Source organism: Marinactinospora rubrisoli (genome assembly GCF_042664915.1).
In the GTDB taxonomy this organism is placed as follows: domain Bacteria; phylum Actinomycetota; class Actinomycetes; order Streptosporangiales; family Streptosporangiaceae; genus Marinitenerispora; species Marinitenerispora rubrisoli.
Genome location: NZ_JBHTBH010000014.1, coordinates 136,678 through 150,775, shown reverse-complemented (window position 1 = coordinate 150,775; position 14,098 = coordinate 136,678). Strand labels below are relative to the sequence as shown.

Below are 14,098 nucleotides of genomic sequence, written 5' to 3'. Positions count from 1 at the left end.
CGGCATCCGAGACCGGACCGGGAGGAGACGTGACCGTGACCGAAGAGGAGTGGGTGCGCGACTACGCGCTGCTGGCCCTGCGGCTCGACCGCCGGGTGGCCGGCTCCGGCGGCGCCACCATGCTCATCTACCGGGGGCCCGACGAGTGGCGGGCGGGGGTCGAGGCGGAAGAGCCGCCGCCGGCCGGGCGGCTCACCGCCGACGCCGACCGGCTGCTGGACGAGCTGCCGTTCGAGGCGGCGCGGGCGCGCTACCTGGCCGCGCAGGTCCGCGCGATGCGCGCCGTCGCGGGCCGGCTGGCCGGTGCGCGGCCGCCGCTGGGCGAGTACGCCCGCGCGTGTCTCGGCGTGGACGTCGAATGGGTCGCGGAAGAGCAATTCGAGGCGGCGCACGCCCGGCTGGACGCGGCGCTGCCCCGCTCCGGTGGCTCCCTGGCCGCGCGGCTGCGCGCGTGGCAGGACCGGCACCGGCTGCCGTCGGCGGAGATGGGGCGGCTGCCGGAGCTGGTGGGCCGGGCGGTGGCCGAGACGCGCGCCCGCACCGGCGCCCTCGTGGCGCTGCCGCCCGACGAGGTCGTGGACTGCCGGGTGGTCCCCCAGGCGCACTACCTCGCGGCCGGGCACCACCACGGCGGCCGCCGCTCGACGATCTTCATCAACGGCGGCCTGCCGTTCAACCTGGCCGACCTGCTGTACGTGGTGGCGCACGAGGGGCATCCCGGCCACATCGCCGAGTCGGTGCTCAAGGAGATCCACCTCCTCGACGCTCAGGGCCGGACCGACCACTGGGTGCGGTTCATGCTGTCGCCGTCGTTCGTGCTCAGCGAGGGGCTCGGCCTGCACGCCCAGTCCCTGGTGTTCCCCGGCGACCAGGCCCAGGCGTGGCTGGCCGACAACGTGCTCGCCGAGCGGGGCGTGCGGCCGGACGGCAGCGACTTCGCGGCCGTCCACGAGGCCAGGAACGCGCTGTGGGGCGCCTGGGCCAACGCCGCGCATCTGGTGGCCGAGGGACGTCCGGAGGCGGAGATCGCGGCCTACCTGGCACGGTGGGCGCTGCTGGACGAGACCGAGACCGGCGCGGCGCTCGCGTCCATCGGAGCCCCCGGGATGAGCCTGTACGTCTTCGGCTACCACCACGGGTGGCGGCTGCTGGAGTCCTGGCTGGACTCCACCGACCGCGCCCACCGGGTGCGGCGGCTGCTCACCGAGCAACTGCTCCCCGCGGACCTGCAGGCCGAGAGCCCGCGGAACGGGACGCCGGCGCGGCACCGCGCCGAGCGCGGATGAGGGAGTCCGCCGGCCCGCACGGGGGCGGACCGGCGGAACCCGATCAGGCCCCGGCGGGCGTCCCCGCCTCCCGCCGGGCCCGCACGGTCCCGCCACGGGCACGTTCCCGGAACCGGCCACGCTGCAGCCACCACTCGGCCACGAGCAGGTTCACCACCCAGCTCAGCCAGGTGGACACGCCCACCGCCTGGGCGAACGTGGCCGGATCCGGAGTGGCGCCCGTGAGCGCCTCGGGCGTGAACACGGCCAGGCACGCGACGATCCACAGCCGGTTGGCCACGATCGAGAACGACAGCGCGACGCTGCGGACCATCCACTCGCGGTGCGCGACGAATTGGCGCCGGCGCGCCGCCCGGTAGCCGGCCACCGTGACGAGCAGCCACAGCACCGCGAGCAGCGTGTTGCCCGTCTGCTGGGCCGGGCCGAACTCGCCGAACGGCGCGACGAACAGCACGGCCGCCCCGGCGGGCAGCACCCCGCCGAAGACGTAGACGCGCCCGCTCCACCGGTGCACCGCCGGGTGACGGCGGCGCAGCCACGGCCACACCTGCAGGCAGCCGGTCACCAGGGCGACCGTGCCCAGGAAGATGTGCGTCGCCAGCATCGGGTAGTACAGCGGCCGGTCTTCGGGGATCGCCACCCGGGACCGGCTCGGGTCCAGCCCGAGGTACGGCGGGAGCGAGAGCACCAGGAAGACGACGGTCACCACCGCGAGCGGGCCGACCCACGGGCGGGTGAGGACGGACCGGACGGACGCCGTGCGGCGCGTAAGGGGAGAGGACATGGTCATCGTGCCTTCGGGCAGGGGATTCCGGCGCCTCCGATCCTGTCCCGGTGGCCCGGGGCGGGGCAGGAGCGCGGGACCCCACGTTCGCGGGGAGCGCGTGCCCCTCCGGGCGGGGGTGCCCGTACCACCGGGCCCCATGGCGGAGGCGGACGCGGCGGCGGCCGTGCGGCGTCCCCTCGCGCGACACGGCCGGGCCGGTGCCCCGCACGCGGCCTGGGCCGCGTAGCCTCGGTGGGCGTGAACCCGCATGTCACGCCGCCCTCCAAGGCGGCCTCTCGTACCCGCCCGGCGTCCGGGCTGGCGCACGGCCTGCGCCGACGGCACATGACGATGATCGCCATCGGCGGTTCGGTCGGCGCCGGGCTGTTCGTCGGCTCCGGTGCCGTGATCAACGCGGCCGGGCCGGCCGCGGTGGTGTCCTACCTGGTCGCCGGGGCGCTGGTGCTGTGCACCCTGCGCGCCCTCGGCGAGATGGTGGTGGCCCGTCCGGCCGCCGGGGCGTTCTCCGACTACGCCCGCCTGGCGCTGGGGCCCCGCGCCGGGTTCTGCATCGGCTGGCTGTACTGGTGGCTGTACAGCGTGCTGGTCGCGGCCGAGGCGGTGGCCGCCGCGGCGATCCTGGCCCAGTGGGTGCCCGCCCCCGCGTGGCTGCTCTCGCTCGCCCTGCTGCTGGTGATGACCGCGGCCAACCTGATCTCGGTGCGGGTGTTCGGCGAGACGGAGTCGCTGTTCTCGATGGTGAAGATCGCGACCATCATCGTCTTCCTGGTCCTGGGCGGCCTGTTCGCGGTGGGCCTGTGGCCCGGCGCGGACGGCGCGACCGTCGCCAACCTGTGGCAGCACGGCGGCTTCGCGCCCAACGGCTGGGTGGCGGTGGGCGCCGCCACGGTGGTGGTGCTGTTCTCGTTCGGCGGGGTGGAGATCGTCACCATCGCCGCCGGGGAGAGCTCCGAGCCCGAGACGGGGGTGGCCCGCGCGACCACCAACGTGCTGTGGCGCATCGCGCTGTTCTACGTGGCCTCCATCCTCGTCGTGGTGGCGGTGCTGCCGTGGAACTCGGCCGACCTGGTGACGAGCCCGTTCGTGTCGGTGATGGAGACCGTGGGGATCCCGGCGGCCCCGCTCGTCATGGAGATCGTGGTACTGATCTCGGTGCTGAGCGTGCTCAACGCCGCGATGTACACCTCCTCGCGCATGCTGCACGTCCTGACCCGGCAGGGCGACGCCCCGCGGGCGCTGGCGGCGGTCAACCGGCGCGGCGTGCCCACGCGGGCGATCCTGCTGGGGACCGTGGTGGGGTACCTGTCGGTGATCGGCAACTACCTGTGGCCGGACACCGTGTTCGCCTTCCTCGTCGCCTCGATCGGCGCGATCCTGCTCATCCTGTTCATCACCATCGTGGTGTCCCAGCTGCGGATGGGCGCGCTGCTGCGGCGCGAGTCGCCGGAGCGGCTGACGTTCCGGATGTGGGGCTTTCCGTACCTGTCGTGGCTGACGCTCGGCGGGCTGGTGGTGATCCTGGTCGCGATGGCGTTCCTGCCGGACCAGCGGATGCCGCTGGGGGCGACGCTGGCGAGCGTGGCGGCGGTGCTGGCCGGCTACGAGCTGCGGCGGTGGCTGGGGCGCACGCCGGTCAGCGACCAGGCGCTGGAGTACGGCCGGGACGCGGAGTAGCCGCGCCCGGGAGAAACCGAGGGGGCACCGGCCGTGGCCGGTGCCCCCTGTGTTTCCTCCGGGACGGTGACCACGGTCAGGTGCCGGTCCGGGACGCGGCCGGGACGTCGCCGCCGCGGTCGGTGCCGTCGCCGGAACCGACGGCCTTCTGCCCGACGAACGCGCCCGCGACCACGATCACCGCGCCGAGCAGTTGCACGGAGGTGAGCGCCTCCCCCAGCATCAGCCAGGCCAGGACGATCGCGGTCAGCACCTCCAGGTAGGAGACCGCGCCGGCGACCGTCGGCGAGAGGCGGCGGACCGCCCACACCCCCGTCACGTAGGCCACGGCGGTGGACACGAACGCCAGCCACACCACCGAGACCAGCGCCGAGGTCGTCGCACCGGCGATGTGCACGTCACCGGTGAGCAGCTGCCACGGCAGCGTCCACGGGCGCGCGAACACGGTGATGACGGCGGCGGCGACCAGCGCGCCGTAGGAGATGACGGCCAGCGGGTCGACCTCGTCCCCCGCGGCGTCGGAGAGCAGGAAGTATCCGGCCTGGCAGAACGCCGCGCCCAGGGCGAGGGCGAGCCCGATCGGGTCGAACCGCACACCCGCCCACACCTCCACCAGGCAGGCGAGCCCGGCCAGCGCCAGCACCACGCCGACGGCGGCGGCGCGGGGCACGCGCTGCCGGCGCACCACCCGGATCCAGGCCACCACGAGGATCGGGCCGAGGAACTCGATGAGCAGGGCGACACCGACCGGGATCCGGGAGATCGCGGCGAAGTAGCACGCCTGCACGCCCGCCATGGGGAACGCGCCGTAGGCGAGCAGCAGCCATGGGTGCGTCCGCAGCGCGCGGCGGTGCCGGATCGCCAGCGGCAGCAGCAGGAGGGCGGCGCCGGCCACGCGCAGCCAGGTGACCTGGAGCGGGCCGACACCGGCGTCGATGAGCGGCCGGGCGAAGGGACCGGAGCCCCCGAAGGCCAGGGCGGAGGCGAGCGCGAAGCCGAGCCCGGAGGCGCGGCGCCGGGCGGCGGGCTCACCCATGGTGGCTCACGCGAGGGGCGGGGCGGGAGGAACGGAACGGGTGAAGCACCCGATGATCCTACGGGGCGTGCCCCGCGGCCCGGCGCTCCAGGGGGCGGCTTGGCCGACGGGGTACGGCCCGTTCCATCTTGCCGCGCTCAGGAGTCTGTGAGGTTTCCGGCCTTCAGGACGGTGGGGAACCCGCACCACTCCGAGCGGGAGACCGTCAGCGACGACCCGTCAGAGTCCTTGGAGTCGCGGATGCCGCACGATCGCGGTCGAGCGGAGCGGCCTGCACGCACTCCCCTGATGGCTTGGAGTAGCTGCTCTTGGACCACGTGCTGTTCACGTCTCATCCCTCTGCTCGGCGTAGACCCTCGATGGTGTCCGTGTCTCAGTCGGCTTCCGTGCGGAGCCTATCGAGCACGTTGAGGTGTTCCTCGACTTCATGAGCATCGTCCCGAAAGAGGACACTCTTGTGCCGATCGACATGGACCCCCTGAAGGGTGCCGTGTCCAGAATGGTGAGGGAGCCCGTGATACGGACCCCCTCACGCCGGGTCGGGCAGCGCCCTCTTTCACCGGGCGGGACGGGTCTCCCGCTCGGCGGATCCATCCACCGCGTCCGGGCCGGGGGCCGATCGCCGGCGGATCAGCATCAGCGGGGCGAGGGCCAGCAACACGGCAAGGGCGGCGTATCCACCGGAGAGCGCGGTCGCGGTGGCCACGCCCGCGACGAGCAGCGGGCCGCCGGCGTCGCCGAGTTCGCGGCCGAGTTCGGCGGACCCCATCACCTGGCCCATGCGCTCCTCGGGTGCGGACGCGGCCAGGACGGCGAAGGCGACCGGGGTGATCAGGCCGGTCCCCGCGCCGATCGCGACCGCCGCCAGCAGGACACCGGCGAGGCCGGGCAGCAGCGCGGCGGCCAGTCCCGCCGCGGTGACGAGCAGGCCGGTCGTCAACCCGGTGGCGGCGCTGATCCGGCCGGCGTCGAGCGCGCGCCCGGCCAGTGGCTGCGTGATGGCCCCGCAGGCGGCCAGCACCGACACCGCGGCACCGGTCGCCACCGAACCGAGTCCGGCCGCGGCCCCCGAGACCGGGAGGAAGCCCACCCCGACGGACAGCGCCGCGGTGGCCCCGGCCAGCGCGACCGTGGGGCGCAGGAACCATCCGTGGCCGAGCCCGCGCGCCAGGTCCAGCACCGTCTGGCGGGTTCGCGGCAGCGGCGCGACCGCCGGGACGGCGATCGCGGCCCAGACCGCCACGGTGAACGCGAGCGCCCCCATGACCGCGAACAGCGCGGTCATCCCGCCGAGGGCCATCAGCACGCCGCCCAGCAGGGGGCCGAGCGTGTAGCCGAGGCTCTTGTAGAAGCCGTAGGAGCCGAACGCCCGGCCGCGGCCGGCCCGCGGGGAGAGCCGGGCCACTAGAGTGCTCGCCGCCGGGGAGAACGCCGAAGCGGCCGCTCCCTGGCCGAGCCGGGCCAGCCACAGCGCCGCGGTGGGGGCGCCGGCGGCGCTGAGCAGGAGGAACGCCGCCGAGGCCGCCGCGAAGGCGGCCAGGCCGCCGAGCAGTACGGGCCGCGCGCCCACCCGGTCGGCGATGGCGCCGAAGACCGGTTTCAGCAGCACCTCGACGCCGTCGTAGACGGCGAGCAGCGCGCCGAGCACCAGGAAGGAGGCCAACCCGCCCTGGGTGTACTCGCCCAGGTTCGCGGCGATGCCGTGGGCGCCGAACGCCGTGGTGAAGCCGGCCGCGTACAGCGGCCAGATCCGCCATCGGGGCGTCGCCCCCGCCGTGGCGGTGTTGGTCATGGGGGGGTTCCTTCCGGTGCGGGGAGGCGGTCACGCCTCATGGAGGGCGCGGATGACGCGCTCGGCGTAGTCCTCGTAGGCCGCGGCGCACTCCCGCAGCCGCTCGGTGGCCTCGGCCGCCTCGGGGACGCCGAAGACGTCGCGGGTCTGCAGGTCGCGGTGCCAGCGGCGCAGCCGTTCGAGGCTCTGTTCCTCCTCCTCCAGTTCTGCGAGGGTGAACTTGGCGGTGCGGATCTCCTTGGCGATCTCTTCGACGTACCGGCCGCAGTCGGTGAGGAACTCCGTCCAGTCGTCGCGGCGGGCCGCGTCGAACAGCGCGCGGAATCGCTCGGCGTCGGCGGGGGTGCGGCCCGCGGCCCGCAGTTCGATGGTCTCGCCGCCGCCCCGCCCGGCGAGCTCGGTGGCCCGGCGCAGTCCCTCGGCGAAGACCGGGACGTCCGGCACCGCCCAGGTGCCCTGCCCGATGGAGACCGCCCCGACCCGCCGCAGCTCCCGCCACACCGCCACGCGGTGCCGCGAGGGCTGCTTCGGCAACCGGACGAGCAGCAGCACCCAGCGGTCCGTCACGTGTTCCCCGGAAGTCGTCACACCCGGAAATGTAGCAGCGGTTACAAACGCTCGCGTGACAGGAAGGTGTGGTGCATGTGGCGGGTGGATGGCGCGGCGTAGTCTTCCACCATGTCCGACACCGAACTGGCCTTCTACGAAAGCCTGCCCCGCTCCCGCGGCGCCGCCTCGGCGCTGCTCCGCGACGAGGTCGGGCGGGTACTGCTGGTGAACCCCACCTACAAGCCCGGGTGGGGAATGCCCGGCGGCACCATCGAACAACTGGAGTCCCCGCTCACGGCCTGCCGGCGTGAGTGCGCCGAGGAGCTGGGCTTCGTCCCGCACCTAACCGCACTGGCCTGCGTCGACTGGGTTCCGCCGCACCTGAGCCCGGACGGCCGCCCGGCAACGGCGTTCGTGTTCGCCGGGACTCTGACCCCCGGCCAGTTCGAGGCCATCCGGCTGCCCAAGGACGAGCTCAGCGACGCCCGCCTCGTGGATCCGGCGGACCTCGCCGGCCACCTTCCCGAGCCGACCGCCCGGCGGATCTCCGCCTGCCTCAAGGCCGAGCGGACCGTGTACCTGGAGCACGGCCGGCCGGTCGACTGGTCACGGCCCCTGGCAGAGTAGGCGCCGGTCAGCTCCCGGCGGGGAGCGCGACGGCCCGCACCACCTCGTGCCAGCCGGGCATGCCCCCGCCGGGCGCACTCGCCGGATCGTGCAGCACGGTCACCGATGGCATGGACCGCAATGCCGCCAGGGAACGCTGGAACGCCGGGTGCCGCGCCAGTTCGGGTTTGCACCACGGGACCACGACCGTGGGCACGCCGTATCCGGCCATCTCGCAGAGCAGGCCGATCGCGAAACAGTCCGCGATGCCCTGCGCGAACTTGTTGGTGCTGTTGAACGTGAGAGGGCAGGCGAGCACCCGGTCCGCGGGCGGGAGGGGACGCCCCGTCCCGGGCATCCGGTAGTCGACGCGCACCGGCTGCCCGGTCAGCGCTTCCAGCTCGGCCAGGTCATGGAACCGCTGTCCCATCGGGGTCGACAGGACCAGCACCTCCCACCCCGCCGAGCGAAGCAGCCGGACGAGTTCCGGAACGCCCTCGGGAGCGGAGGCGCCGGACACGACGAGATAGAGCGTGCCGGCCATGCGGCAAGTGTAGAAGCCCGCCGCCCGAACCGCCCGGCGGCGTCACCTCCGCCCGTCGACCCGCGCGACGGCCTCGCCGTAGACCATCGGAGCGGTGTCACACTGGGCGATGAAGTCCGCCGGGAAGCCCGGCTCGAACGCCGCCGCCGTCCGCAGCCGCTCGACGGCCTCGCCGGGCAGCACGAGGTCGGCGGCGCCGAGATCCTCCCTGAGCTGCTCGACGCTGCGCGCCCCGATGATCGGCGTCACGGCCGGCGACCGGGCGCGGGTCCACGCGATCGCCACCTGGGCGGCGGTGGCGCCCAGTTCACCGGCGATCTCCGTGACCGCCCGGGCGACGGCGTGCTCGCGTTCGGTGACGGATTCCGGCGCGAGCCGGGCGCCGGCCCCAGCGCCACCGGTACGCGAGTACTTCCCCGAGAGCACTCCCCCGGCGAGCGGCCCCCAGACCGCGACGGTCATCCCGAGCGCCTCGGCCATCGGCAGCAGCTCCCGTTCGGCGTCGCGCCGCAGCAGGTTGTAGGGCACCTGCAGCGCCGCGAACGGCGACCAGTCCCGCCACTGCGCCAGTGTGTTCGCGCGGGCGACGACCCACGCGGGCGCGTCGGAGATCCCCACGTACAGCACCTTGCCGGCCCGCACCTGGTCGTCCAGCGCGCGCATCGTCTCTTCCACCGGCGTGTGCCGGTCCCACACGTGCACCCAGTACACGTCGAGATAGTCGGTGCGCAGCCGCCGCAGGCTCTGTTCCAGGGACAGCACGAGGTTCTTGCGGTGATTGCCGGCGGCGTTGAGGTCGCCGCCGTCGCGGGAGAGCGTGTACTTGGAACCGAGGACGAAGCGGTCCCGGCGGCCGTCCAGGAGCGCGCCCACGATCTCCTCGCTGCGCCCGTAGGCCGACGCCGTGTCGATCACGTTGCCGCCGGCGTCGGCATAGGCGTCCAGAATGGGCCGGCTCTCATCCACGTCGCTGAAGCCCATCGCGCCGAGGAACAGCTCCGAGATACGGAGCCCGGTCGGGCCGAGCAGACGGTAGCGCATCCGGTTCCTCCGGGTTCCCGCCGCGGCTGCACGGCGCCGCTGCGCATCCTACAGAGGCGGCCGCTTCAGGGCACCGCCTCCGGTCTCGGCCGCACCACGTGGCACGCCGCCCGCCCGGGCCGTGAGGCGGCGCGGGCGGACGGCGGAGGGGCGCGGAGCCGGGACTATCCCATCGACTCCAGCGTGCGGCCCTTGGTCTCCTTGATGAACCGCCACACGAACACGAAGGACAGCACCGCGAACGCCGTGTACAGCAGGTAGGTGCCCGGCAGGTTCCAGTCCCGCAGGCTCGGGAACGTCACGGTGACCAGCCAGTTGGCGATCCACTGCGTCGCGGTCGCCACCGCCATGGCCGCCGCGCGCACCCGCAGCGGGAACATCTCGCCGAGCAGCACCCACGTCACCACGCCCCAGGACAGGGCGAAGAACAGCACGAACGCGCTCGCCGACACCAGCGCCACCGACGCCCACGCGAACGGCAGCCGGGCCTGCTCTCCCACGACCTCGGCGTGGCCGAACGCGTACGCGGTGACCGCCAGGGCGACCGCCATGCCCGCCGAGCCGGTGAGCAGCAGGGGCTTGCGGCCGATCCGGTCGACCAGCCCGATCGCGACGAACGTGCCCACGATGTTCACGATCGAGGTGAACAGGCTGAGCAGCAGCGAGTTGCTCTCCGCGATGCCGACGGACTGCCAGAGCGAGGAGGAGTAGTAGAAGATCACGTTGATGCCGACCAGTTGCTGGAAGGCGGAGAGCGCCATCCCGATCCACACGATCGGCAGCAGCCCGAACCGTCCCGCGCGAAGGTCGCGCAGCCGGGGCCGGACCTCCGAGCCCAGCGCCTGCCTGATCTCCCGGACGCGAAGGTCGACGTCGCCGCCCTCCACCTCACGGAGCACCACCCGGGCGCGGTCGACCCGGCCCACGCGCACCAGGTAGCGCGGCGATTCCGGGATGATCAGCGACAGCAGGAAGTAGATGAGGGCGGGAACCAGCGCGACGCCGAGCATCCACTGCCACGCCTGCAGCGGGCCGATCCACCCGAGAGCGCTGCCGCCGGCCGTTGCCGCCAGGGCGTAGTTGACCAGCTGGGACATCGCGATGCCCAGGACGATGGCGAGCTGCTGCAGCGAGGCCAGCCGGCCCCGGTAGGCGGGCGGGGCCACCTCGGCGATGTAGGTCGGCGCGATCACCGAGGCGATGCCGATGGCGACGCCGCCCACGACCCGCCACAGTGCGAGGTCCCAGATGGCGAACGGCAGCGCCGAGCCGATGGCGCTCACCCCGAACAGGATCGCGGCGATCTGCATCACCCGGATCCGGCCGAACCGCTCGGCCATCCCCCCGGCTATCGCCGCCCCGGCGGCGGACCCGAGCAGCGCCGCCGAGACCGTCAGCCCCGTCTCGGCCGCCCCCACCTGGAAATGGTCCTGGATGGCGGCGACGGCGCCGTTGATCACGGCGCTGTCGTAGCCGAACAGGAAACCCCCCATCGCCGCCGCTCCGGCGATCATGGCGACGTGCACGATGTTCAGTTCGCCGCTCGCCCGGGCCCTTTCAGCGTCTGTTGACACGGTCACTCCTAGCTGGGCCGCTCGGGCCGTGCGCCCGGAGCGGCCCGACGTCGTCGTGCTCTCCCCCAAGATCAACACACCCGGTGAGCTGCTGATGCCGTCCCCGGGTGAGATCTGCCGGACACCCCCGCCGCCGGACCCGCGAACGCGCGGCGCCCGCCGGCCCGGCGCACGCGAGGGCGTTCGGTCGCCGTACCCACTCTGCGGCCGGCGGCACGTTGCACGGCCGTCCGATCGGGTAAGGGACGGCAGGCACGGCCGGCCGGCCGTGCCCCGCACCGAAGGGAGACGCGATGCCGGAACTGCTCGACCTGCACGGCCGGGCGACGGCCGAGTTCGACCGGCGCGTGGCCGCCGTCGAACTCACCGAGTGGGCGAAGCCCACACCGTGCGCGAGCTGGGACGTGCACGACCTCGTGAACCACCTCGTCACCGAACAGCTGTGGGTGCCGCATCTGCTCGGCGGCGGGACGATCGCGGAGGCGGGTGGCCGATTCGACGGCGACCGGCTCGGCGAGGAACCGTACGCGACATGGCAGATCGCCGCCCGCGAGGCGCGGACCGCGTGGCTGCAGCCCGGAGCGCCGGAGCGCACGGTGCACCTGTCCTTCGGTGACGTCCCCGCCACCGTCTACCTGGAGCAGATGACCTTCGACCTCACCGTGCACGCCTGGGACCTCGCCCGCGGTATCGGCGCAGACGACCGGCTCGACCGTGAACTGGCCGAGGCGATGCTCGCCTGGGCCGAGCGCCAGGACTTCTTCGGCGGCGGCGGGCTGTTCGACGACCCCGTGCCGGTCCCGGCCGACGCCGATCCGCAGGACCGGCTGCTGGCGCTGACCGGCCGGCGGCCCTGACGCCCTCGCGATTCCCGCGGCGCCGCCGCGGGCCCTACCGGGTCAGGTCGAGGACGCGTTTGCCGCGGGCGTGACCGGACTCGACCGCGCGGTGCGCGTCCTGGACGGCCGTCAGCGGGTACACCTGCTCGACGACCGGCCGCAGCGCGCCGCGGTCGACGTAGCCGGCCAGCTCCTCCATGTCGCGGCGCCGCGGCCGCGAGATGAGGAGGCCGACCCGGGGGCCGACCAGCCAGGAACGCAGGGCGAAGGGGAAGGCCCGGACGGCGATCTCGACGCCGCGGCCGCCGCGGCGCAGCAGCCGCTGGTACCGGCGCGGGGCGGCCCCGTGGCAGTCCACGAGAGCGTCGAACCGTGGTTCCAGGCCGTCCGGTTCGGCCGAGTCGTAGTCGAGGACGCGGTCGGCTCCGAGTTCCCGGCAGAAGTCGGCGTTGCTGGCGCCGGCCACGGCCGTGACGTGCGCGCCCATCGCGCGGCCGAGCTGGACCGTGACACCGCCGACGCCACCGGCGGCGCCGACCACGAGCAGCCGGTGGCCGGGCCGCAGCCGCAGGTGGTCGCGCAGTGCCTGCAGCGCGGTGGTGCCGACGGTGGGCAGCGCCGCGGCGGACACGGCGTCGAGTCCGGCGGGCGCGGCCGCCACCTGCTCCCGCCCCACGACGAGGTAGTCGGCGGCCGCGCCGGTCGCCGTGCGCACCGGGCCGAAATACCCCCACACCGGCTGCCCGGGCCGGAGGTCGCCGGCCCCGCCCGGGCCGGCCTCGACCACCTCGCCCGCGTAGTCCATACCGGTGCCGCGCGGGAAACGGCCGAAGCGCGTCCGGCGGCTCATGACGTCACGGGGGTTGACGCTGGCGGCGTGCACCCGCACGAGCACCTGACCGGCGGCCGGGGCGGGCACCGGGACGTCGCGCAGCTGCAGGACCTCCGGCCCTCCGGCCCGGTCGAACTGCACCGCCCGCATCGTGGTGTCGGTCATGGCCATGTGCTCTCTCCGTCCGGCCGGCGGCTCGGCGCCGCCCCCGTGGACAGCGCTGTCCGCATCCTAGGAGGACCGGGAACCGCTTGCCTCATCGGGCCGCGGGCGTGCGGCCGGACGGTCAGTGCGCCGGCATCAGCTCGGCGGTGACGGGCACGTCCGGCAGGCCGGTGTTGCCGACCACGGCGCGGCCGTGTCCGTCGTGGGTGGGCGGCCACTGGCCTCCGGCGAACGGGACCGGCGCGATGTCCGGGACCGGGCCGCTCGACTGGACGAGCGGCCCGGCCACCGTGGGCAGCCGGGTGGCGGCGATCGCGTCGGCGACGGCGCTGGGCTACGTGGGGTCGGCGGCCGAGGCGAGCGCGTGGTGCGCGACCTCGACGAGCGCGTACGCCCGGACCGAGCGGCTGCAGCCACGGCCGCCCGGTGTCCCGCTGGTAGCCGGCCGCCGGTTCGGCGGCGGTACGGCCGTCCAGCGACGAGCGGCAGGGGTGGGCGGGCGTCCAGTGGACGAGGGTGGCGACCCGCGCCCGGGCCGGTTCGTCGCGGTCCCGCCGGTCGTGGACGGGGTCGGCGGTGCTGTGTGGGTAGGCCGGCCACCGCGAGCAGGTGACCGGCCGCGGGCGCAGCCCGGCCTCGCGCGCCTGGCGGAGAAACAGCGCCAGGTCGGCGGCGGTGGCGGCGCTCGTGACGATGCCGGTGCCGTGCCGGCGCAGGTGGCCGACGTGGCCGCTCAGGTCGGTGGCGGGCTCCCGGTAGCCGCCCGGGTCGACCAGAGTGTGGCCGCGCCTGCGGGCGACGGGCGCGAACCCGTGGTCCTCATGCCGGAGCAGCCGGCCCCGCAGGTCGTCGTTCCTGAGGCAGCCGACCGGCTGCCCGGTGCCCAGACGTTCCCACAACTCGGCGAACACGGTGGCGATGTCGTCCAGCCCCCAGGCGAAGTGGTAGGTCCAGCGGTGCCCGCCGCGCTCCCCGGTGGCGCCCCCGTGGACGTACGCCTGCCAGGGGAACGTGGTGGACACGCACGGCACCCGCGGTTCCTCGCCGGCGTCCACCACGGCCGGCTGCACCCGCGTGCCCGCCATGGTGATCACGACGTCCACCCGTTCCCCCTCGGCCGGCTCCCGCACGGCCTGACGGGCCTGCACCGGGTCGGACCTGCTGTCACGGACCGCGACCCGCCGCGCGCGGCGGCGGCCTCCGCGGCGAACGTGGGCCAGCCGCGGCGACAGCGTGCGCAGCGGGTACGACAGTGGGTCGCCGAGCCGGGCCAGCCGCCCGGTCCGGGGTACCACGGCGCCGACGCACAGCGGGGAAGCGGGTCGCGCCGGCCGCCGGGTCCGGGGCCGGATCCGGGCCGGCATGTTAGGGAG

The 14,098-nt window shown here is 74.4% G+C and carries 14 protein-coding genes; 4 read left to right on the top strand and 10 right to left on the bottom strand.

What is annotated here, in order from left to right:
* The first annotated feature begins 29 nt into the window (after positions 1-29).
* Positions 30-1,286: a hypothetical protein gene (locus tag ACFQRF_RS24675; RefSeq protein ID WP_379873572.1), complete on the top strand. Its 1,257-nt coding sequence runs from the start codon at positions 30-32 to the stop codon at positions 1,284-1,286.
* Between the two features lie 43 nt (positions 1,287-1,329).
* On the opposite strand, the gene ACFQRF_RS24670 is transcribed toward ACFQRF_RS24675, so the two are convergent.
* Positions 1,330-2,070 (bottom strand): DUF2306 domain-containing protein, encoded by a 741-nt coding sequence (locus ACFQRF_RS24670; protein WP_379873571.1) that lies wholly within the window; start codon positions 2,068-2,070, stop codon positions 1,330-1,332.
* Positions 2,071-2,397: 327 nt separating this feature from the next.
* Between ACFQRF_RS24670 and ACFQRF_RS24665 the strand changes: the two genes are divergently transcribed.
* Positions 2,398-3,747: an amino acid permease gene (locus tag ACFQRF_RS24665; protein ID WP_379873608.1), complete on the top strand. Its 1,350-nt coding sequence runs from the start codon at positions 2,398-2,400 to the stop codon at positions 3,745-3,747.
* 76 nt (positions 3,748-3,823) lie between these two features.
* Here ACFQRF_RS24665 and ACFQRF_RS24660 read toward each other — a convergent pair whose 3' ends face one another.
* The 4 genes from ACFQRF_RS24660 to ACFQRF_RS24645 all read right to left on the bottom strand — a co-directional run bounded on the left by ACFQRF_RS24660 (position 3,824) and on the right by ACFQRF_RS24645 (position 7,163).
* Positions 3,824-4,783 carry an EamA family transporter gene (locus ACFQRF_RS24660; RefSeq protein ID WP_379873570.1) on the bottom strand — a complete coding sequence of 320 codons (960 nt, stop codon included), beginning with the start codon at positions 4,781-4,783 and terminating at the stop codon, positions 3,824-3,826.
* Positions 4,784-4,988: 205 nt separating this feature from the next.
* The gene (locus tag ACFQRF_RS27755; RefSeq protein ID WP_465262341.1) at positions 4,989-5,111 is read right to left on the bottom strand and encodes a DUF397 domain-containing protein; all 123 of its coding nucleotides are present in this window, start codon (positions 5,109-5,111) and stop codon (positions 4,989-4,991) included.
* A 228-nt stretch (positions 5,112-5,339) separates the two neighbouring features.
* Positions 5,340-6,575 carry an MFS transporter gene (locus ACFQRF_RS24650; RefSeq protein WP_379873569.1) on the bottom strand — a complete coding sequence of 412 codons (1,236 nt, stop codon included), beginning with the start codon at positions 6,573-6,575 and terminating at the stop codon, positions 5,340-5,342.
* Positions 6,576-6,605: 30 nt separating this feature from the next.
* Positions 6,606-7,163: a Chromate resistance protein ChrB gene (locus ACFQRF_RS24645; protein ID WP_379873568.1), complete on the bottom strand. Its 558-nt coding sequence runs from the start codon at positions 7,161-7,163 to the stop codon at positions 6,606-6,608.
* Positions 7,164-7,253: 90 nt separating this feature from the next.
* Here ACFQRF_RS24645 and ACFQRF_RS24640 point away from each other — a divergent pair, with 90 nt between their 5' ends.
* Positions 7,254-7,751 carry an NUDIX domain-containing protein gene (locus ACFQRF_RS24640; RefSeq protein ID WP_379873567.1) on the top strand — a complete coding sequence of 166 codons (498 nt, stop codon included), beginning with the start codon at positions 7,254-7,256 and terminating at the stop codon, positions 7,749-7,751.
* A 7-nt stretch (positions 7,752-7,758) separates the two neighbouring features.
* On the opposite strand, the gene ACFQRF_RS24635 is transcribed toward ACFQRF_RS24640, so the two are convergent.
* From ACFQRF_RS24635 to ACFQRF_RS24625, 3 genes are all read right to left on the bottom strand, one after another.
* Entirely contained in the window at positions 7,759-8,274 is a 516-nt protein-coding gene (locus tag ACFQRF_RS24635; RefSeq protein WP_379873566.1) for a flavoprotein, read from the bottom strand.
* A gap of 42 nt (positions 8,275-8,316) precedes the next feature.
* On the bottom strand, positions 8,317-9,315 hold the full coding sequence (locus tag ACFQRF_RS24630) for an aldo/keto reductase (protein ID WP_379873565.1): 999 nt from the start codon (positions 9,313-9,315) through the stop codon (positions 8,317-8,319).
* A gap of 164 nt (positions 9,316-9,479) precedes the next feature.
* Entirely contained in the window at positions 9,480-10,889 is a 1,410-nt protein-coding gene (locus ACFQRF_RS24625; protein ID WP_379873564.1) for a sugar porter family MFS transporter, read from the bottom strand.
* Between the two features lie 293 nt (positions 10,890-11,182).
* On the opposite strand from ACFQRF_RS24625, the gene ACFQRF_RS24620 reads away from it, so the two are divergent.
* Positions 11,183-11,746, top strand: a complete 564-nt coding sequence (locus ACFQRF_RS24620) for a TIGR03086 family metal-binding protein (protein WP_379873563.1) — start codon at positions 11,183-11,185, stop codon at positions 11,744-11,746.
* 34 nt (positions 11,747-11,780) lie between these two features.
* Here ACFQRF_RS24620 and ACFQRF_RS24615 read toward each other — a convergent pair whose 3' ends face one another.
* Both ACFQRF_RS24615 and ACFQRF_RS24610 read right to left on the bottom strand, forming a co-directional pair.
* Positions 11,781-12,731 (bottom strand): NAD(P)-dependent alcohol dehydrogenase, encoded by a 951-nt coding sequence (locus ACFQRF_RS24615; protein WP_379873562.1) that lies wholly within the window; start codon positions 12,729-12,731, stop codon positions 11,781-11,783.
* Positions 12,722-14,020 (bottom strand): ABC transporter substrate-binding protein, encoded by a 1,299-nt coding sequence (locus tag ACFQRF_RS24610; protein WP_379873561.1) that lies wholly within the window; start codon positions 14,018-14,020, stop codon positions 12,722-12,724. The genes ACFQRF_RS24615 and ACFQRF_RS24610 overlap by 10 nt, the downstream gene beginning before the upstream one ends.
* Between the last annotated feature and the right edge of the window lie 78 nt (positions 14,021-14,098).